This window comes from Pelomonas parva (assembly GCF_043555835.1).
GTDB lineage: Bacteria > Pseudomonadota > Gammaproteobacteria > Burkholderiales > Burkholderiaceae_C > Pelomonas > Pelomonas parva.
In genome coordinates, this window is the sequence record NZ_JBIGHV010000005.1 from 167,111 (window position 1) to 186,101 (window position 18,991).

The 18,991-nt window shown below is 68.5% G+C and carries 23 protein-coding genes; 19 read left to right on the top strand and 4 right to left on the bottom strand.

The window, feature by feature from the left end:
- Window positions 1-73 precede the first annotated feature (73 nt).
- Window positions 74-934, top strand: a complete 861-nt coding sequence (locus tag ACG00Y_RS14545; RefSeq protein ID WP_394479969.1) for an alpha/beta fold hydrolase — start codon at window positions 74-76, stop codon at window positions 932-934.
- Between the two features lie 293 nt (window positions 935-1,227).
- On the opposite strand, the gene rpsT is transcribed toward ACG00Y_RS14545, so the two are convergent.
- Window positions 1,228-1,524 carry a 30S ribosomal protein S20 gene (gene rpsT / locus ACG00Y_RS14550; RefSeq protein ID WP_394479971.1) on the bottom strand — a complete coding sequence of 99 codons (297 nt, stop codon included), beginning with the start codon at window positions 1,522-1,524 and terminating at the stop codon, window positions 1,228-1,230.
- A 120-nt stretch (window positions 1,525-1,644) separates the two neighbouring features.
- Here rpsT and murJ point away from each other — a divergent pair, with 120 nt between their 5' ends.
- Genes murJ through ACG00Y_RS14595 form a run of 9 tightly spaced genes read left to right on the top strand, consistent with a single transcriptional unit; the run spans window position 1,645 to window position 9,605 of the window.
- On the top strand, window positions 1,645-3,207 hold the full coding sequence (gene murJ, locus ACG00Y_RS14555) for a murein biosynthesis integral membrane protein MurJ (protein ID WP_394479973.1): 1,563 nt from the start codon (window positions 1,645-1,647) through the stop codon (window positions 3,205-3,207).
- Window positions 3,208-3,210: 3 nt separating this feature from the next.
- Window positions 3,211-4,068: a SirB1 family protein gene (locus tag ACG00Y_RS14560; RefSeq protein WP_394479975.1), complete on the top strand. Its 858-nt coding sequence runs from the start codon at window positions 3,211-3,213 to the stop codon at window positions 4,066-4,068.
- Window positions 4,069-4,121: 53 nt separating this feature from the next.
- On the top strand, window positions 4,122-4,808 hold the full coding sequence (locus tag ACG00Y_RS14565) for an HdaA/DnaA family protein (RefSeq protein ID WP_394479977.1): 687 nt from the start codon (window positions 4,122-4,124) through the stop codon (window positions 4,806-4,808).
- Complete coding sequence (locus tag ACG00Y_RS14570; protein WP_394479979.1) at window positions 4,805-5,473, top strand: histidinol-phosphatase; 669 nt, start codon at window positions 4,805-4,807, stop codon at window positions 5,471-5,473. Before ACG00Y_RS14565 ends, ACG00Y_RS14570 begins: the two co-directional genes overlap by 4 nt.
- The gene (pcnB, locus tag ACG00Y_RS14575; protein ID WP_394479981.1) at window positions 5,470-7,029 is read left to right on the top strand and encodes a polynucleotide adenylyltransferase PcnB; all 1,560 of its coding nucleotides are present in this window, start codon (window positions 5,470-5,472) and stop codon (window positions 7,027-7,029) included. The genes ACG00Y_RS14570 and pcnB overlap by 4 nt, the downstream gene beginning before the upstream one ends.
- Window positions 7,026-7,502, top strand: coding sequence for a 2-amino-4-hydroxy-6-hydroxymethyldihydropteridine diphosphokinase (gene folK, locus ACG00Y_RS14580; protein ID WP_394479984.1), 477 nt, complete (start codon window positions 7,026-7,028; stop codon window positions 7,500-7,502). Before pcnB ends, folK begins: the two co-directional genes overlap by 4 nt.
- A 15-nt stretch (window positions 7,503-7,517) precedes the next feature.
- Complete coding sequence (locus tag ACG00Y_RS14585; protein ID WP_394479986.1) at window positions 7,518-7,874, top strand: DMT family protein; 357 nt, start codon at window positions 7,518-7,520, stop codon at window positions 7,872-7,874.
- Window positions 7,875-7,934: 60 nt separating this feature from the next.
- Window positions 7,935-8,582: a DUF47 domain-containing protein gene (locus tag ACG00Y_RS14590; RefSeq protein WP_394479988.1), complete on the top strand. Its 648-nt coding sequence runs from the start codon at window positions 7,935-7,937 to the stop codon at window positions 8,580-8,582.
- A 12-nt stretch (window positions 8,583-8,594) separates the two neighbouring features.
- Window positions 8,595-9,605 carry an inorganic phosphate transporter gene (locus ACG00Y_RS14595; protein ID WP_394479990.1) on the top strand — a complete coding sequence of 337 codons (1,011 nt, stop codon included), beginning with the start codon at window positions 8,595-8,597 and terminating at the stop codon, window positions 9,603-9,605.
- Here the strand turns inward: ACG00Y_RS14595 and ACG00Y_RS14600 are convergent.
- Complete coding sequence (locus ACG00Y_RS14600) at window positions 9,599-10,027, bottom strand: TM2 domain-containing protein (RefSeq protein WP_394479992.1); 429 nt, start codon at window positions 10,025-10,027, stop codon at window positions 9,599-9,601. The genes ACG00Y_RS14595 and ACG00Y_RS14600 overlap by 7 nt on opposite strands.
- Window positions 10,024-10,572, bottom strand: a complete 549-nt coding sequence (locus ACG00Y_RS14605) for a GNAT family N-acetyltransferase (RefSeq protein ID WP_394479994.1) — start codon at window positions 10,570-10,572, stop codon at window positions 10,024-10,026. The genes ACG00Y_RS14600 and ACG00Y_RS14605 overlap by 4 nt, the downstream gene beginning before the upstream one ends.
- Window positions 10,573-10,752: 180 nt before the next feature.
- Here ACG00Y_RS14605 and rpsP point away from each other — a divergent pair, with 180 nt between their 5' ends.
- From rpsP to ACG00Y_RS14650, 9 genes are all read left to right on the top strand, one after another.
- On the top strand, window positions 10,753-11,013 hold the full coding sequence (gene rpsP / locus ACG00Y_RS14610) for a 30S ribosomal protein S16 (RefSeq protein WP_394479996.1): 261 nt from the start codon (window positions 10,753-10,755) through the stop codon (window positions 11,011-11,013).
- Between the two features lie 117 nt (window positions 11,014-11,130).
- Complete coding sequence (rimM, locus tag ACG00Y_RS14615) at window positions 11,131-11,646, top strand: ribosome maturation factor RimM (RefSeq protein WP_394479998.1); 516 nt, start codon at window positions 11,131-11,133, stop codon at window positions 11,644-11,646.
- Between the two features lie 7 nt (window positions 11,647-11,653).
- Window positions 11,654-12,394 carry a tRNA (guanosine(37)-N1)-methyltransferase TrmD gene (trmD, locus tag ACG00Y_RS14620; protein WP_394480000.1) on the top strand — a complete coding sequence of 247 codons (741 nt, stop codon included), beginning with the start codon at window positions 11,654-11,656 and terminating at the stop codon, window positions 12,392-12,394.
- Window positions 12,395-12,529: 135 nt separating this feature from the next.
- The gene (rplS, locus tag ACG00Y_RS14625) at window positions 12,530-12,883 is read left to right on the top strand and encodes a 50S ribosomal protein L19 (RefSeq protein WP_394480002.1); all 354 of its coding nucleotides are present in this window, start codon (window positions 12,530-12,532) and stop codon (window positions 12,881-12,883) included.
- A gap of 67 nt (window positions 12,884-12,950) precedes the next feature.
- Window positions 12,951-13,640, top strand: a complete 690-nt coding sequence (locus tag ACG00Y_RS14630) for a CoA pyrophosphatase (RefSeq protein WP_394480004.1) — start codon at window positions 12,951-12,953, stop codon at window positions 13,638-13,640.
- Between the two features lie 20 nt (window positions 13,641-13,660).
- Window positions 13,661-14,650: a CobD/CbiB family protein gene (locus ACG00Y_RS14635; RefSeq protein ID WP_394480006.1), complete on the top strand. Its 990-nt coding sequence runs from the start codon at window positions 13,661-13,663 to the stop codon at window positions 14,648-14,650.
- A 1-nt stretch (window position 14,651) separates the two neighbouring features.
- Window positions 14,652-15,677, top strand: a complete 1,026-nt coding sequence (gene cobT / locus ACG00Y_RS14640; protein WP_394480008.1) for a nicotinate-nucleotide--dimethylbenzimidazole phosphoribosyltransferase — start codon at window positions 14,652-14,654, stop codon at window positions 15,675-15,677.
- Between the two features lie 2 nt (window positions 15,678-15,679).
- Window positions 15,680-16,441 carry an adenosylcobinamide-GDP ribazoletransferase gene (gene cobS / locus ACG00Y_RS14645; protein WP_394480010.1) on the top strand — a complete coding sequence of 254 codons (762 nt, stop codon included), beginning with the start codon at window positions 15,680-15,682 and terminating at the stop codon, window positions 16,439-16,441.
- Window positions 16,441-16,968: a histidine phosphatase family protein gene (locus tag ACG00Y_RS14650; RefSeq protein ID WP_394480012.1), complete on the top strand. Its 528-nt coding sequence runs from the start codon at window positions 16,441-16,443 to the stop codon at window positions 16,966-16,968. The genes cobS and ACG00Y_RS14650 overlap by 1 nt, the downstream gene beginning before the upstream one ends.
- Here the strand turns inward: ACG00Y_RS14650 and ACG00Y_RS14655 are convergent.
- Window positions 16,943-18,976, bottom strand: a complete 2,034-nt coding sequence (locus tag ACG00Y_RS14655; protein WP_394480014.1) for a S9 family peptidase — start codon at window positions 18,974-18,976, stop codon at window positions 16,943-16,945. The genes ACG00Y_RS14650 and ACG00Y_RS14655 overlap by 26 nt on opposite strands.
- Window positions 18,977-18,991 lie beyond the last annotated feature (15 nt).

Below are 18,991 nucleotides of genomic sequence, written 5' to 3' on the forward strand. Positions count from 1 at the left end.
CTAGCGACAACCCGCGCTGCGCCGGCGGCGGGCGCCGTTATTCTCGACGGCTACGTTCCGTAACCTGTTGTCGATGAACTTGAGCGTCGCCGCCCCAACGCCTTCTGCCGCCGTCCGCGCCGAAGGCATGGCTTCGTCCGGCAGCGTCTGGGTGTTGCTGCGCGGGCTGTCGCGCGAGAGCGGCCACTGGGGTGTCTTCCCCGATCACCTGCTGCGCGAACTGCGCGCCATGCAGCCGGCGGCGCAGGTGGTGTCGCTCGACCTGCCCGGCACCGGCACGCAGCGCCGCCAGGCCAGCCCGACGCAGGTGTCGGCCATCGTCGACGCCTGCCGGGCTGAACTGCAGCGCCGTGGCGTTGGCGGGCCGGTGTCGGTGGTGGGCATGTCGCTGGGCGGCGCCGTGCTCAGCGACTGGGCCAACCGCTACCCGGCCGAGGTCGAGGCCGGTGTGCTGATCAACCCCAGCCTGCGGCCCTTCAGTGAACTCTTCCGCAAGCCGCGGCCGCTGAACTATCTCGGCCTGGCGCTGCTGTCGCTGAGCCGCTTCAGCGCCCGCATGCGCGAGGAGCGCGTGCTCAGCTTGACGACACGGCTGACGCCGCCGCAGACCATCATCGACCGCTGGCTGGAGTTGCAGCGCCAGCATCCGCTGGGCGTGCGCAACACGGCGCGGCAGTTGCTCGCCAGCCTGCGCTACCGTGCCAGCCGCACGCGCCCGGCTGCGCCCATGCTGCTGCTGTGCAGCAAGGCCGACACCCTCGTCGACTGGCGCTGCTCGCAGGCCATCAGCCGCGCCTGGGGGGCGCCGCTGCGCCTGCACACGAAGGCAGGCCACGACTTGCCGCTGGACGACCCGCAGTGGGTGGCCCGCGCCGTGGCTGAATGGCTGCGTGACCGCAGCATTCAGGGGGTTGAGCCGGGGGAGTGGCATTGAACGTGCGCCCCTCGCCCAGCTTCGCCTGCTGAAAGCGGCGAACTTGGTCGGTCTTGCAGACCGCGCTGCGGCAGTGCCTCAGCTCTTCGGTAGGCACATGCCGCCCACTGGGCGCCATGTGTCCGACCTCAGCCCCCAAGGGGACGGCGATGCTTGCCGGATTGACCGGCAATCACATCGCCTGTGGGCTGGCTTGGGAGCGGCCCGGCGCTCGGCCCCAACTCAAATACGGATACAAACGCAGAAGGCCCGCTTTCGCGGGCCTTCTGCTTGCACCAGAGCTGGATTTTCTATCAGGCGGCGAGCGCCTTGATCTTGGCGGACAGGCGGCTCTTGTGGCGAGCGGCCTTGTTCTTGTGGAAGATGCCCTTGTCGGCGACCGAATCGATCACGGCCTGGGCATTCTTGAAAAGGTCAGCAGCCTTGGACTTGTCGCCCGCGGTCACGGCCTTCTGCACGTTCTTGATGACGGTGCGGAACTGCGAACGCAGTGCCGTGTTGGCGGCATTGAGCTTGGCGTCCTGGCGGACGCGCTTGAGGCCCGATGCCAGGCGGACCGTCTTCTTCTTGGCTTTGGAGCTGGTGGCCATGCTGTATCTATACCCAGTTGGTGCAAAGACAGCGAGTATAGCCCGGAAATTAGGGTAAAGCCAAGGGGCGGGGCCGAATTTGACGGGGTGCGCGATTGGCGACACAGATAATCCGCCGCCATGAATCTGCTGCGAGCCGCGTCGACCATTTCCCTGCTGACCCTGGCTTCGCGCATTACCGGCCTCGTTCGAGAAACGCTGGTGGCCGGCCTGTTCGGCGCGACGGCGATGACGGACGCGTTCCTCGTCGCGTTCCGCATTCCCAACCTGCTGCGCCGCCTGTTTGCCGAAGGTGCGTTCTCGCAGGCCTTCGTGCCGCTGATCGCGGCGACCAAGGCAACCGACGGTGAGGAGGCGACACGGCGTCTCGTCGACGCGGTCGCCACCGTGCTGCTGTGGGCCTTGGTGGCGACTTCGGTGCTCGGCGTCGTCGCCGCGCCGGTGCTGGTCTGGCTGTTGGGTTCGGGCCTGCCGGGCGAGGCCTACGACGCGTCGGTCGTCATGACACGCGTCATGTTTCCCTACATCGGCTGCATGTCGCTGGTGGCCTTGGCCGCCGGCATCCTGAACACCTGGCGGCGCTTTGTCGTGCCCGCAGCCACGCCGGTGCTGCTGAACCTGAGTGTCATCGCCGTCGGCTGGTCGCTGGCCGGGCCGCTGGAGCGCGCCGGCTACCCGGGGATCTATGCGATGGCCATCGGCGTCATGCTGGGCGGCGTGCTGCAGTTGCTGGTGCAGTGGCCAGCGCTGCGAGCCATCGGCGCAATGCCCCGCATGCGCCTCAGCTGGCGCGGTTTTCGCGACGCGCAGGCCCATCCGGGCGTGGGGCGCCTGTTGGTCAACATGGGCCCGGCGCTGCTGGGCGTGGGCGTGGCGCAGTTGTCGCTGATGATCAACACGCAGATCTCCAGCCACCTCGGTGCCGGTGCGACCTCCTGGTTGAACTATGCGGACCGGCTGATGGAGTTCCCCATCGGCCTGCTCGGCGTGGCGCTGGGCGCAGTGCTGACGCCGCAGTTGTCGGCAGCCCAGGCCGCCAGCCAGAGCGACCGTTACAGCCGCCTGCTCGACTGGGGCCTGCGCATGGTGATGTTGCTGGCCTTGCCTTGTGCCGTGGCGCTGATGGTCTTTGCCGGGCCGCTGACGGCGGTGCTTTACCACCGCGGCGCGTTCACTGCCGCGGATGTCGGCCACACGGCGCAGGCGGTGATGGGTTGGGGCGTCGGGTTGCTGGGGCTGGTGGCCATCAAGGTGCTGGCGCCGGGCTTCTATGCGCGGCAGGACACCGGCACGCCGGCCAAGATCGCCATTGCCGTGCTGGTGCTGACGCAGGCGTTCAATGTGGTCCTGGTACCGCAGATCGGTGTGGCCGGGCTGGCCTTGTCGATTGGCCTGGGCGCACTCGTCAACGCGGGTTGGCTGCTGTGGGGGCTGCGCAGGCTGGGCAGCTATCGCCCCGAGCCCGGCTGGCTGGCATTCGGCCTTCGCGTGGTGCTGGGCTGCTTGGCCATGGGCTTGCTGCAGTGGCAACTGGCGACGAGGCTGGACTGGATCGCCCTTGGCGCTCACGAGTTCCAGCGCGCCCTCGTCATGGCGGGCAGTCTGGCCGGCAGTGCGGCGGTCTACTTCGTCGTGCTGCTGCTGGCCGGCATGCGGCCCCGGGCGCTGGGCCGGCCGAGCTGAGCGATGAAGTACGCGATGCCCACGCCGCTGGACTACTTCGCCACGCTCGTGGCGCAGGACGACGGCCTGAACCTGCTCGAAGCGGCCGCCAGCCTGGCGCAGGACGAGCATCCGCAGCTGGATGTGCAGGCGGTGATGGCCGATGTGGATGGCCTGGCGCGACGGCTGCGCGAGCGCATGGCGGCGGATGCCACGCCGCCCGAGCGGCTGAGTTGCCTAACGCGCTTCTTCCACGGCGAGCTGGGGTTTGCCGGCAACCTGAACAACTACTACGCGGCGGACAACAGCTTCGTCCACCGCGTGCTGGAGACGCGCCGGGGCATCCCGATCACGCTGGCGGTGCTGCTGCTGGAGCTGGGTGAGCAGGTCGGCCTGCGCATGGCGGGCGTGGCCTTTCCCGGCCACTTCCTCGTCAAGTGCCGCATCGGCCTGGGCGAGGTCGTCATCGATCCCTTCACCGGCGGCACGTTGTCGCCCACGCGGCTGGACGAGCGGCTTGGCGTCTATCGCCACGGCAGCGGCCTGCCGGACGATGTCGAACTGCCGCTGGAGTTCTTCCTGCGCGCCGCGACGCCGCGCCAGATCCTCGCTCGCATGCTGCGCAATCTGAAGGAAGTGCACCGCGCCGGGCAGGACTGGCCCCGCCTGCTGGCCGTGCAGCAGCGCCTGGTCGTGCTGTTGCCCGGTGATCCGGCCGAGCGACGTGATCGCGGCCTGGTGTTCGACGCACTCGGTGCCACGTCCGCCGCAGCCGATGACCTGGCCTTCTACCTCGGCGAGCGCGGCGATGCACCGGACGCTGCCATGCTGCGAGCACGCCTGGCCGTGCTGGTGGAGCAGCGCTCGCCGCCGCTTCAGTGACAATCCGCGCCCTCGCGTCCATCTCGCGAAGCCGTTGTTCCTTGAAGAACTTGATGAGGCAGATCCCCCTCGCGCTGCTGGCCCCGCCCGCGCACAGCTTTGACAACTTCCTGCCCGGTGCCAACGCCGAAGCCCTGGCCTATCTGCTGGGCCTGATGCCGGCCGACCCGCCTGTGCTGCTGTGGGGCCCGACGGGCGCAGGCAAGACGCATCTGTTGCAGGCGCTCGCCGAACGCTGGCAGGCCGCCGGCCAGCGTGTTGCCTGGTATGACGCCGACACCGCCTTGCCCTGGGAATTGCCGGCGCACGAAAGCCTGCTTCTGCTGGACGATTGCCAGCGCTTCGACGCCGGCCAGCAGCATGCGGCGTTTGCGCTGTTCGTCGCATCGGCGGGGCAGGGCTACACGGTCGTCGCGACGGCCGATGCACCTGCCGTCGACCTCAGCGTGCGCGAGGACCTGCGCACACGCCTCGGCTGGGGCCCGAGCTTTGCCCTTGAGCCGCTGCGCGAGGCCGAGATGCGCGCCGTGCTGCGCCGCGAGGCCGACCGGCGCGGCCTGTTGCTCGGCGACGAAGTGCTGTCCTATCTGCTGACCCGTTTCGAGCGCAATCTCAAGGGGCTCATGGCGCTGCTGGAGCGGCTCGATGAGTTCGCCATGGCCAGCAAACGGCCGCTGACCTTGCCCTTGTTGAAGGCCATGTTGGCCGACGAAAAAATAGACTCTGACCCCATTTTATGAATCTCACGCTGTTTGACCTGGACGGGACCTTGATCCCGGTGGACTCCGACCACTCCTTCGGCCAGTTCATGGTCGAGGTCGGCTGGGTGGATGGCGAGGTCTGGGGGGCTCGCAACGACGAGTTCTTCGCCCAGTACAACGCCGGCATGCTGGACCTGCCGGCCTACGTCGAGTTCGCCACGTCGGCGTTTCGCAGCCGCCCGATTGAAGAGGCGCTGGCGATGCGCGAGCGCTTCATGGCCGAGGTCATGCAGCCGGCGTTGCGGGCCGAGGCGAGGGCGCTGGTGGAGAAGCACCGTGCGGCGGGCGACCTGATCGCGTTGGTCACCGCCACCAATGAGTTTGTCACCACCCCCATCGCTGCGGCTTTCGGCATCGAGCACCTGATCGCCGTGCAACTGGAGCGCGATGCGCAGGGCCGCTACACCGGCGCCATCCATGGCGTGCCGAGCTTCCGCGAGGGCAAGATCGCGCGGGTCGAATCCTGGCTGCAAAGCCTGGGGGCACAATCGGCCGGTTTCGAGCGCATCACGTTCTACAGCGACTCGACCAACGACTTGCCCCTGCTCGAACGCGTCAGCCACCCGGTGGCGACCAATCCCAGCCCGGCGCTCGCGCAGATCGCCAGCGAACGCGGCTGGCCCCAGATCCAACTCTTCGCATGATCAAGAAGTTCATCGACAAGCTGTTCAGCAAGCCCGCGGCAGTCGCCGCCAAGAAGACCAGCCCGCTCGGCAAGCGCGTCGAGGTCGAGGCAGCTGTGCACGGCATCAATCCCGACCTGCTCGACGAGCGCGCCGTCAAGGTCGTCAAGACGCTGACCGACGCCGGCTTTGAGGCCTACATCGTTGGCGGCGCCGTGCGCGACCTGTTGCTGAACATGCGGCCCAAGGACTTCGACGTCGCCACCAATGCGACGCCCGAGCAGGTCAAGGGCTTGTTCCGCCGCGCCTTCATCATCGGCCGGCGCTTTCGCATCGTCCACGTCGTCTACGGACGCGGCCGCGAGCACGAGGTCATCGAGGTCTCGACCTTCCGCGCGCTGCCCAGCGAGTCCGAGGCCGTCGCCGGCAACGAGAAGACGGCCAAGGGCGAGCTGGAAGGCAAGTCACACGCCGTGGACGCCAGTGGCCGCGTGCTGCGCGACAACGTCTGGGGCCCGCAGATCGAGGATGCCGCGCGGCGCGACTTCACCGTCAACGCGATGTACTACGACCCGGTGCGCGGCCTCGTCGTCGACTATCACGGCGGCCTCGCCGATGCCAAGGCCAAGTTGCTGCGCATGATCGGCGACCCCGAGACGCGTTACCGCGAAGACCCCGTCCGCATCATCCGTGCCGTGCGTTTCGCGGCCAAGCTGGGCTTCACGCTGGAGCCCAAGACGCTGGCGCCGGTGAAGGCCTCGTCGGCGCTGCTGGCCAACGTGCCGGCCTCGCGCCTGTTCGACGAGATGATCAAGCTGCTGCAGACCGGCCACTCGCTGGCCAGCATCGCGCAGCTGAAGAAGCTGGGCCTGGGCCGCGGCGTGTTCGCCGTGCTGGACGCCATGCTCACCGAGACCGGCGACCTGTACGAGGGCGTGCGCGGTAACTTCGTGCGCCAGGCCTTCGAGGACACCGACCGCCGAGTGCAGGAAGGCCGTGGCGTGAGCCCGAGCTTCATGCTGGCCTGCATGCTCTGGCACGAGGTGCTGGACCGCTGGACCAAGATCCGCAACACCGGCGAGCCGGCCGTGCCAGCGCTGGCCCAGGCCATCGACGCCGTCTTCGACGCCCGCATCGGCGACATCTCCGGGCGCGGCAAGCTGGCCGGCGACATGCGCGAGATCTGGATGATGCAGACCCGCTTCGAGCGCCGCACGGGCTCAGGCGTCTTCAGCCTCATCGAGCAGCCGCGCTACCGCGCCGGCTTCGACTTCCTGCGCCTGCGTGCCGATGTCGGCGAGATCGACCCGGCGCTGGCCGACTGGTGGGAGGACTTCGCGCTCGGCAGCGACGACGACCGTCAGGCGCTGCTGGCCGACGCCCGTGCCGCGCAGCAGAAGCAGCCGCGCGTGGTGCGCGCTCCGCGTCCCGCCGAGGCGGAGGCGCCAGCAGGCGAGGACGGCGAAGCCGAATCCGACGGCGAGGTTGGCGACGCCCCTGCCCGCAAGCGCCGTCGCCGCCGTCGCAAGCCCGCCGGAGGCGGCGAGGGCGCCGCGCCGGCACCCGCTGCGGAGTGAGTTCGCGCGCCTACGTCGGCCTCGGTGCCAACCTCGGCGCCGACTTGCTGGCCACGCTGACGCAGGCCGCCCAGGCGCTGGCGGCGCTTCCCGGCACGGAGCTTGTGGCCCTGTCCAGCGCCTGGCGCAGTGCGCCGGTCGATGCCGGCGGCCCCGACTTCCTGAATGCCGTTGCAGCGCTGGACACGACGCTGTCGCCCATCGAATTGCTGGACGCGCTGCAAGCCATCGAGCAGGTCCATGGCCGCGAGCGCCCGTATCGAAACGCACCGCGCACGCTGGACCTGGACCTGCTGCTGCACGGCGACGCCGTCCTCGTTACACCGCGCCTGACGCTGCCGCACCCGCGCCTGGCCGAGCGCGCCTTCGTGCTGCGCCCGTTGCTGGAGATCGCGCCGCAGCTGGCGCCGTTGGCCGCCGGCGATGCCTGGCAGAGCCAGCGCATCGAGCGCCTCTCATCCATCAAGCTCTGATTCAGGAGACCCGCGATGTTCTCGACCCTCGCCGGCTGGCAGACCGTGGGCCTGCTGCTGCTGTCCAACGTCTTCATGACCTTCGCCTGGTACGGCCACCTCAAGGGGCTGGCCACCAAGCCGTGGTTCATCGCTGCGCTCATCAGCTGGGGTATCGCGCTGTTCGAGTACCTGCTGCAGGTGCCGGCCAACCGCATCGGCCACGGCGCCGGCTTCAGCCTGGCGCAGCTGAAGATCACGCAGGAAGTCATCACGCTGGCGGTCTTCGTGCCCTTCAGCCTGTACTACATGGGCGAGCCGCTGAAGCTGGATTTCCTGTGGGCCGGGCTGTGCCTGATGGGCGCCGTCTACTTCATCTTCCGGTCGGCTTGATGACGATTCGATGACAGTCGGCCGCTAAACTGCGCGCCTTCCAGAATTCGAAGGACCTTCATGCTGTTCGGCAAGCTGCTGCCCCGCGAGGGCAATTTTTTTGAGCTGTTCAATGAGCATGGCGGCTTCATCCTGGAAGGTGCGCGCGCCTTCCAGAAGATGATCGAGAACTACGCCGACCCGGCGCTGCGCCAGCAGTACGCCGACCAGGTCGACAAGGCCGAGCATGCCGCCGACCGCGTCACCGCCGAGGTGAACCGGCTGCTGCATCGCACCTTCATCACGCCCATCGACCGCGAGCAGATCCACAGCCTGATCAATGCGATGGACGACATCGTCGACCTGCTGCAGGACTCGTCCGAGACGCTGTCGCTCTACGACGTGCGCGCCGTGCCCGAGCAGGTGTTGCAGCTCGCCACGCTGTCCGTGCGCTGCTGCGAGCGCGTGCAGCATGCCGTCACGCTGCTGCCCCACCTGAGCCAGCCGGCCACGACCGAGGCCGCGCTCAAGACCTGCGAGGAAATCGACCGCCTGGAGTCCGACGCCGACCGCGTCATGCGCTCGGCCATGTCGCGCCTCTTTCGCGAGGAGGCCGACGTGCGCGAGCTGATCAAGCTCAAGGCGATCTACGAGCAGCTGGAATCCATCTCCGACCGCTGCGAAGACGTGGCCAACCTGATCGAGGGCATCGTCCTCGAGAATTCCTAAGCGGCCGCTGACATGGCATCCGCTGAGATCGCCTTCTGGGTGGTGGCCCTGCTCGTCGTGCTGGCCCTGCTTTTCGACTTCATGAACGGCTTCCACGACGCCGCCAACTCCATCGCCACCGTCGTGTCCACCGGCGTGCTGAAACCGCAGCAGGCGGTGCTGTTTGCTGCCTTCTTCAACGTGCTGGCCATCGCCTTCTTCCAGCTCAAGGTGGCGGCGACCATCGGCAAGGGCATCGTCGAGCCCGGCATCGTCGACCACCATGTTGTCTTCGGCGCGCTGATCGGCGCCATCGCCTGGAACTTCATCACCTGGTGGTGGGGCATTCCGTCCAGCTCCTCGCATGCGCTGATCGGCGGCATCGTCGGCGCCGTCATCGCCAAGTCCGGCACCCAGGGTCTGGTCGGCGCCGGCATCTGGAAGACCGTCGCCTTCATCCTCGTGTCGCCGCTGCTGGGTTTCCTGCTCGGATCGCTGCTGATGGTCATCGTCGCATGGGTGTGTCGAGGCAAGTCGCCCCTGCGCATCGATGCCTGGTTCAGACGATTGCAACTGGTATCGGCCGGCCTCTACAGCCTGGGCCATGGCGGCAATGATGCGCAGAAGACCATCGGCCTGATCTGGATGCTGCTGATCGCGGCGGGCATGGTCGCGGTAGGCGACAAGTCGCCGCCGGGTTGGGTGATCTGGTCCTGCTACATCGCCATCGGCGTGGGCACGATGTTCGGCGGCTGGCGCATCGTCAAGACCATGGGCCAGCGCATCACCAAGCTCAAGCCCGTGGGCGGCTTCTGCGCGGAGACCGGCGGCGCGATCACGCTCTTCCTGGCGACGGCCATGGGCATTCCGGTGTCGACCACGCACACCATCACCGGCGCCATCGTCGGCGTGGGCTCGGTGCAGCGCGCCTCGGCCGTGCGCTGGGGGGTGGCCGGCAACATCGTCTGGGCCTGGATCTTCACCATCCCCGCCGCCGCGCTGATGGCCTCCATCTGCTACTGGGTCAGCTTCGCCATCTATTGATCGACCTGCGCTTCGAAGTAGCGCTGGGCGCTGAAGGCGATGGTCGCCATCATCGCCGTGCCGCCGATGAAGAGGCAGAGCACGACGCCAATGACGGCGGCCCAGCCGCCGGTCGAGGCGGGCTGTCCGGCGTTGAATCGCTCGTTCCAGCGTTCATCCGGCATCAGGCCGTAGACGATGCCGCCCAGCAGCGCCGCGACGAGGCTCGCGCCCAGCAGCGGCATCAGCAGCCAGGCAATGCGGTCGTCCTGGCCCAGCGCGTTCATGCGCTGCAGGCCGACCAGGCCCAGCAGCGTCGGCAGCGGGAAGGCCCAGCCCCAGCGGTCGCGCAGCCCGTGCAGGTAGAAGCGATGCAGCCCGAACACGCCGCCGAGCAAGGCCAGCCAGGTCGCGACGCCCTTGTGCTTGACGCCTGCGCTCATTCGGCCGCCGAGCCGTCGCCCAGGCCCAGCGGGCGCTGCATCAGCACGACGTCCAGCCAGCGGCCGAACTTCCAGCCGGCGCTCTTCAGCACGCCGGTGTGCGCGAAGCCGAGCGCCGTGTGCACACCGACCGACCCAGCGTTGTTCGCATCGCCGATGACGGCGAGCATCTGGCGCGCACCGGCGGCCTCGCAGCGTGCGATCAGCTCGGCGAGCAGCAAGCGGCCAATACCCTGACCCTGAGCGGCGGGGGCCAGGTAGATCGAATCCTCGACGCAGAAGCGGTAGGCCAGTCGCGGGCGGAAGTAGTTGGCGTAGGCATATCCCAGCACCTCGCCGCCCCGTTCGGCGATGAGCCAGGGCAGATCGCGCCCCAGCACTTCGCTGCGGCGCCGGGCCATCTCGTCGACGCTGGGTACCTCTGTCTCGAAGGTGCCGGTGCCGTGCTCCACGGCTTGGGCGTAGATGGCCTGGATGGCGGCCAGGTCGGCCTCGGTACTGGGGCGGATCGTCAGCGGATGGAAGGTGGGGGCGGGTTGTGACATCTGTCGAATCGGGTTGCTACGCAAGCAGGTGCAACCGAGTTTATAATGCTGGGTTTTGGCGCTGGTCGCAGATGGCTGCGGCGTATCTACGGTGCCGTCCCCGGCAGGGGTTCCTGCTTTGACTTGCTCGCTACTTGAGTGTCTCCTCGTGCGGTGGTCAGCCAATTTTTAGGAAACATCATGGTTGTGATTCGTCTGGCCCGCGGCGGCTCCAAGAAGCGTCCCTTCTACAACATCGTCGTGGCCAACAGCCGTCAGCGTCGTGACGGCCGCTTCATCGAGCGCGTCGGCTTCTACAACCCCATCGCCTCCGGTGCCGCCGAGAAGCTGCGCGTCGCGCAAGACCGCGTGAGCTACTGGATTGGTGTTGGCGCGCAGCTGTCGCCCACCGTCGCCCGCCTGGTCGACGACGCCAAGACGGCCGCCGTCGCTGCCGCCTAAGCGTCAACGCGCGTGGCAGGCAACAAGCCTCAGCAAGACGGCGCCTCGGCGCCGTCTTTTGCTTCCAGGGGCGCCTCGGCGCCTTCTGCTGCTTCCTGGCCCGAAGATCTTCAGCCGGTGGGCCGCATCCTTGATGCCTGGGGCATCAAGGGCGGCCTCAAGGTGCAGGCTTATTCGACCGACGCAGACGCGCTGTTCAGCGCCAAGCGCTGGTACCTGAAGTCCACCGCGCCTAAGCCGGCGCAACTCGTGCTGGCCGTGCGTTCGGTGCGCGAGCAGGGCGAAGGCATCGTCGCGACCGCCGAGGGCGTGGATGACCGCAATGCGGCCGAGGCGCTGCGCGGTCATGAGATCTACGTGCCGCGCAGCGACTTCCCGCGCACGCCCGATGGTGAGTATTACTGGGTCGACCTGATCGGCCTGGATGTCGTCAACCGCGAGTCGCAGCCGCTGGGTCGCGTGATCGGCCTCATCGACACCGGCCCGCATGCGGTGCTGCGCATTCTGCCGCCCGGGGTTGATGAGCCGGCCAAGCCCGACCAGGAGCGGCTGATCCCGTTCGTCGCGGCCTTCGTCGATGACGTGAACCTGGAAGCCAAGCGGGTCACGGTCGACTGGGGTCTGGATTTCTGAGGCGGTCATGCGCTTCGATGTCCTGACGATCTTCCCGGAGTTGTTCGCGCCGCATCTGACGCATGGCGTCACGCGGCGCGCCTTCGAGAGCCGCCAGGTCGATGTCCGGCTCTGGCCGCTGCGCGATTTCGCTGAAGACAACTACCGCCGTGTCGATGACCGGCCCTATGGTGGTGGCCCCGGCATGGTCATGCTGGCGGAGCCGCTGGAGCGCGCGCTGGATGCGGTCCGCGCGGACCGCAGCGAAGCGGCGCCGGCCGTCATCCACTTCACGCCGACCGGCGCGCGCATTGACCAGGCGCGCGTGCAACAACTGGCCGGCGGGCCCGGTGCCATTCTGCTCTGCGGCCGCTACGAGGGCATAGACCAGCGTGTGTTGGACCGCCACGTGACGCTGGAACTCAGCCTGGGCGACTTCGTGCTGTCCGGCGGTGAGCTGCCGGCGCTGGCCTTGCTCGACGGGGTGGCGCGGCTGCAGGACGGCGTGCTGGGAGATGCCCAATCCCACCAGCAGGACAGCTTCTCGGACGGCTTGCTGGACTGCCCGCATTACAGCCGGCCCGAGGTTCTGTCGGGCGGCCGTGACGTGCCGGCGGTGCTGCTTTCCGGCCATCATGCCGACATCAAGCGCTGGCGCCGCGAGCGCTCGCTGGCCCTCACGGCCGAGCGCCGGCCCGACCTGATCCAAGCCGCCCGCGCTGCCGGTCGGCTGAGCAAGGCCGACGAGTCCTTCCTGGTCAAGCTCTAGGCAAAACCCTCGTCTTGAGCTACATTAGCGGGCTGTCCGATCCTCTGGCGGGTCGAGTGGCTGGAATCTTTTCAAAAGCATCCCGGCTGCAAACATCCCGATAAATAGCGCCCCGCCAAGATCCCAGGAGTACAGATGAACCTGATCCAAACCCTTGAGCAAGAAGAAATTGCTCGCCTGAACAAGACCATCCCGGCCTTCGCCCCCGGCGACACCGTGATCGTCAGCGTCAACGTCGTTGAAGGCACCCGCAAGCGCGTGCAGGCCTACGAAGGCGTCGTGATTGCCAAGCGCAACCGCGGCCTGAACAGCAGCTTCATCGTCCGCAAGATCTCCAGCGGCGAAGGCGTGGAGCGCACGTTCCAGCTGTACAGCCCGCTGATCGCGACGATCGAAGTCAAGCGCCGTGGCGATGTCCGCCGCGCCAAGCTGTACTACCTGCGCCAGCGTTCGGGCAAGTCGGCGCGTATCAAGGAGAAGCTGGCTTAATCAGCCGGTTCCCCACCGCCAAGGCCGCCCGGAGCTACGCTCTCGGCGGCTTTTGTTTTTCCCACGCATGACCCGCCGCCCAGCCATCACCCAGCCACAGCTCGTCCCCGTGACGAGCATCGACGACCACCTGCCCGCCGTGCCGGCTGCGGCGCTGACGGCGGAGGCGATCTGCGCCCGGATGGCGGCGCTACCGACGTGGGCGCCCGAGTTCGCCGGCGATGGCGGCCTCTTCACGGACCGCGCGCCGGCCGGCGCTGCAGTGCTGTTGCCGCTGGTCCAGCGCGACGACGGCCTCACGCTGCTGCTGACGCGCCGCACCGACCACCTGCGCGACCATGCCGGCCAGATCAGCTTCCCCGGAGGCCGCGTGGAGCCCGAGGATGACGGTCCGGTCGCCACCGCGTTGCGCGAGACCGAGGAAGAGATCGGCCTGTCGCGCGACTACATCCGCGTCGTCGGCCAGTTGCCCATCTACTCGACGGTGACGGCCTTCCAGGTCACGCCGGTCGTCGCGCTGGTCGAGCCTGGCTTCACGCTGACGCTCGACAGCTTCGAGGTGGCCGAGGCCTTCGAGGTGCCGCTGGCCTTCCTGATGAACCCGGCCCACCACCGCCACCACCGTTTCGAGTTCGCGGGCGCCGAGCGGCGCTTCCTTTCCATGCCCTGGCATGACGCCGGACGGGAGTACTTCATCTGGGGTGCTACGGCCGCGATGTTGCGCAACCTCTACCGACTTCTCAGTGGCTCGCCATAGCCCCACTATCATCCCCGCCCATGAATTTCTTCGCGGTGCTGCTGGCCCTGTTGTGTGAGCAACTCAAGCCCCTGAGGCATGGCAATCGCGTGCACGAGTCGGTCATCGCCTGGGTGCGCTGGACGGGCCGCAACTTCGACGCCGGTGGCGAGCACCATGCCGTCGTCGTCTGGTCCATCACCGTGCTGGTGCCGGGTGTCCTGGTTGCGCTGGCGTACTGGGGGCTGCGGCACTTCAGCCTGCTGCTGGCGCTGGCGCTGAACGTGCTTGCCCTGTACCTGACGCTGGGTTTCCGGCAGTTCAGCCACTACTTCACCGACATCCGCGATGCGCTGGAGCGCGGTGACGACCTGACCGCGCGCCAACTGCTTGCCGACTGGCGTCACCTGGACGCGAGTGAGCTGCCGCGCACCGAGTTGATCCGCCACGTCATCGAGCATTCGCTGCTGGCGGCGCATCGACATGTCTTCGGCGTGTTCTTCTGGTTCATCGTCTTCTCGACGCTGGGCCTAGGCCCCGCCGGTGCCGTCGTCTATCGGATGGCGGAGTTTGCGGGCCGCTACTGGGCTTTCAGAAGCCATACGCTGGACGCGCCGAGCAACCCGCGGCTGCTGGCCTTGTCGCGCCAGGCCTTCGCATTCATCGACCACGTGCCGGCGCGGCTGACGGCAGCGGGCTTCGCCATCGTCGGCAACTTCGAGGAGGCGGTGAACGCCTGGCGCCGCGACGCCAACCTCTGGCTGCATCCCAACGAGGGCATCATCCTCGCGTCCGCGGCCGGCGCTGTCGGCCTGCAACTGGGCGGTGCCGCCGCCCCGGGCATCACGCCCAACCGCAGCCGCACCTTCGAGGCCGGCTCGGAGCCGGAAGCCACCGGCGCCGCCGGGTCGACGGCGGGTGCGCTGCCCCAGCTGGGCCATCTGCAAAGCGTGGTCGGCCTGGTCTGGCGTTCGGTGGTGCTTTGGATGTTGTTGCTGGCGCTGTTGAGCCTGGCCAACCTCGTCGGCTGACATGAACCTACCCGAGCTGCCGGCGCTGGCCGAGCCGAGCCTGAGCGCGCGCGTGCAGCACGCGCTGGACCACAAGACCAAGCCGCTGGGCGCGCTGGGCCGCATCGAGGCACTGGCGCTGCAGTTGGCGTTGATCCAGGGCGCCGAGCGGCCTGCGCTGCGCGAGCCGCAGCTCGTCGTCTTCGCGGCCGACCACGGCCTGGCGCGGCGCGGCGTGTCGGCCTATCCGCGTGAAGTGACGCCGCAGATGGTGGCCAACATGCTCGCCGGCGGTGCGGCCGTGTCGGTGCTGGCGCGCCAGCAAGGCCTGGCGCTGACGATCGCGGACTGCGGCGTCGACGCGCCGCTGGCGCCGGGTGCCGTCGACCTGCGTATCGCGCCCGGCACTGCGGACACAAGCGCAGGCCCGGCGATGACGCCCGAGCAGGCGGGCCGCGCACTGCACAACGGCATGGCGCTGGTCGAGCGCCTGCCGGGCAACGCGCTGCTGCTGGGCGAGATGGGCATAGGCAACACTTCGTCGGCGAGCCTGCTTATGCAGCGGCTGACGGGCCTGCCGTTGGCAGATTGCGTAGGCCGCGGCACCGGGCTGGACGACGCTGGCCTGGCGCGCAAGAGCGTTGTGCTGGGCGAGGCGCTGGCCGTGAATGCCGGCGCGCAGACGCCGCTGCAGATCGCCGCCGCGCTGGGCGGTTTCGAGATCGTCACGATGGCGGGCAGCGTCATCGCTGCTGCGGCACAGCGCCGGGTCGTGCTGGTCGACGGCTTCATCACGACGGCCGCCGTAGCACTGGCCGAGGCGTTGCGGCCCGGCGTGCTGGCCGCCTGCGTGTTTGCGCACCGCTCCGCCGAAGGTCCACACGCGCACTGGCTGCAGCAGCTTGGCGTGCGCCCGCTGCTCGACCTTGAGTTGCGCCTCGGCGAAGGCAGCGGTGCGGCGCTGGCCTGGCCGCTGCTGACAGCGGCCTGCGCGCTGCTGGCTGACATGGCCAGCTTCGACAGCGCCGGCGTCAGCAACCGCGACTGAGCATGCGACTGTTCCTCGTCGCGCTGCAGTTCCTGACGCGGCTGCCGGTACGCCTGCGCACCTTCGAGCCCGGCTGGCTGAACGACTGCGTGCGCCACTTCCCGCTGGTGGGGGCGTTGGTCGGTGCCGTCGGCGCGATCGTGCTGATCGGCGCTGCGCAACTGTGGCCCGCCTGGATCGCGGCCGTGTTGGCCCTGGCGGCGACGGTCGCACTGACCGGCGGCTTCCACGAGGACGGCCTGGCCGACACCTTCGACGCGCTGGGCGGCGTCGTGCCGCGCGACAAGGCGCTGGTCATCATGAAGGACTCGCGCATCGGCAGCTACGGCGCGCTGGCGCTGGGGCTGTCGCTGCTGCTGCGTGCAGCCCTGCTGGCGGTGCTGGCGGCGCGGCCCGCGCTGGGCGCGGTGGCGGCCTTGCTCGCCAGCCATGCGCTGGCGCGGGCGGCGGCGGTGGGTATCATGGTCAGCCTGCCTTACGGCGGCGACGCCGAGCACGCTAAGGCCAAGCCGCTGGCGCTGGCGGTGGCGCCGCGCAACCTCGTCATCGCGCTGGGTTGGTGCGGGCTGCTGTTGCTTGGGCTGGCGGCCAGCGGCGTCTACCTGCCTAAACTGGCAGCCGCCGTTGCGGCCGCCGCCGTTGTCGCGCTGCTGATGCGCCAGTGGCTGAAGCGCCGCCTGGGCGGCTACACCGGCGATGGCCTTGGCGCGACCGAGCAGCTTGCCGAGATCGCCGTGCTGCTGGCCTTCACGGCCTCGTTCTGATGGCGGCGTTCACGATCTGGCGCCACCCCCGGCCGCGCGGTGCCGAGGGCCGCTGCATCGGCGGGCGCACCGACCTGCCGGTGGACCCGCGCAAGGCCAAGCGCCTGGCCCACCGCATCCGCCAGCATGCCCGCCGGCTCAGCCTGCCGCGCGAGGTCGTCACGTCGCCGCTGGCGCGTGCAGCAGGCGTTGGGCGATGCCTCAAGCGCTGGGGCTTTGTCTGGCGAGTCGATGCCGCCTTGGCGGAGATGGACTTCGGCGCCTGGGATGGCCGGCCGTGGAGCGATATCCCGCCCGCAGACTTCGAGCGCTGGATGAGTGACTTCTGCGGCTTCGACTTCGATGGTGGCGAGTCGCTGGACGCGCTACTCAAGCGCGCATCGGCATGGCAGCCGCCCTGCGCACTGGCGGTTGGCCACGGCGGCTGGATCAATGCGCGGTGCTGGCAGGGCGGGGCGCCGACGCCGTCGAGCTGGCCCCGCCCGCCTGCCTACGGTCGGCTTACTTCAGCACCGTCTGCTGCATGAACAGCACCGTCGCGTAGAACTGGAAGTCCTGGTTTTCCTTTTTCTGGAAGCCATGGCCTTCGTTGTCGGCGCGCAGGTACCAGACCGGTGTGCCGCCTTCCCGCACCTTGGCAACGATCTGCTCAGCCTCGGTGTAGGGCACGCGCGGGTCGTTCTTGCCCTGGATGACGAACAGCGGCTTCTTGATCAGCGCTGCTTTGGTCAGCGGCGAGATCTTCTCCAGGTGCGCTCTCATGGCCGGGTCGCGCTCGTCACCGTACTCGACGCGACGCAGGTCGCGGCGGTAGCTCTCGGTGTTGTTCAGGAAGGTCACGAAGTGCGAGATGCCCACCACGTCGATGGCGCCAGCGATGCGCTCGGGGTAGAGGGTCGACACCGCCAGTGTCATGTAGCCGCCATAGCTGCCGCCGGTGACCAGCACGCGCGAGGCATCCAGGTCGGGCTGGGTGGCGATCCAGTCGAGCAGGGCGCCGATGTCCTTGACCGAGTCCTCGCGCTTGAAGCCGTTGTCCATCGCCAGGAAGCTCTTGCCGTAGCCGCTGGAGCCGCGCACGTTGGGCTGGATCAGCGCCATGCCCAGCTCCTGCACGTAATAGGCGCTGCGGCCGAGAAAGCCCATTTGTGCCTGCGACTCGGGGCCGCCGTGGATGGCGATCAGCACCGGGCGCTTGCCGGTGAACTTCGCGGGCGGCGGTGTCAGCAGGCCCGAGATGGTCGTGCCGTCGAAGCTCTTCCAGCGGACGATCTTCTGTTCGGTGAAAGTGGACGTATCGATGCCCGGGGGCGAGTAGGCGCGCGTCCATTGCTGGACCTTGCCGTCTGTGCCCATGGAGTAGATCTGGCCGGGGCCCTGGGCGTTGCTGATCGAGAAGGCCAGTTCGCTGCGGGCGCGGTGATAGGCGGCCGTGCCGACCGTGCCGTTGGGCAGGACAGCGGCCGCCGCCACTTCCTTGCCCGTGGCCGTGTCAAAGAAGCGCAGTTCGTCGCGGCCGTCGATGTTGAACTGCGCCGCCAGGCGGCTGCCGTCCTCCGTCAGCGTGACGCCGCTGACGTCCCACGGGATGTGGCTGCTGACGCGGTCGATGCGGCCACTGGCCATGTCCAGCTTCATCAGCTCGCGGAACTCGCCGGCGCGGTCGCTGGTGATCCACAGCGTGCGGCCGTCGGGCGTCCAGCCGGCCGGAGAATAGGTCGCCTTGGCCTCCTGGCTGTCCATGGCCGGTAGCACCCGCCGGGCAGCGCCGCTGTCCAGTTCCAGCATCCAGATCTGCGATTCATTGGCCGACAGATAGCGTGTCAGCAAGATGCGGCGCTCGTCCGGCGAGGGCCGGCTGGCGGCCCAGCCGCCGCCCTCCAGTTCGGCCAGCTTGCGGCGGCCTTCCGGCCTGGCCGGGTCCATCAGCCACAGCGTCGTCGTGATCTTGGTGCGCGTGCCGCCCTGGGCCGTGCGGTCGATGGGCACGCTGGAGTAGACGAGCTGGCCGCTCTTGCGCAGCCAGGTGTTGATCGCATGGCGCTCGTCGGGGCTGGTCAGCAGCACGGGCTGTGCCCCGGGCTGGTTCAGCGGCAGGCGGTAGATCTGCGCCACCTCGTTGCCGCCGCTAGCGCGCTCGAAGACGATGTACTGGCCAGTGCGCGGCTCGTAGGTGGCGCGGGCCACCGGGTCGGCGCCATCCGTCAACTGTTCGCCTTCCGTCAGTGGCGCTGTCACGCGGAAGATCTGCGCCGTGTTGGCGCCCGCCTTGCGGTGGCTGACCAGCATCTCGCGCTGTGTGGGGTGCCAGTCGGAGAAAGCGTGGCCGCGGAAGTCGTTGTAGCGGCCCACCGCATCGGCCAGGCTCTGCGGCACGGGCGGGATGCCCTGCACGACGAGGTTGGCGTTGGGCGTGACGACGGGCTGGGGCGCGGTGGCTGGCGCAGTCGTCTGGGCGGGTGGCGCGGGCGGCGTGGCGCAGGCTGCCAGCAGCGAAGCGGCAAGCGCCGCCAGCGAAAGACGTGAACGGATCATGGGGGCCTCAAAAAG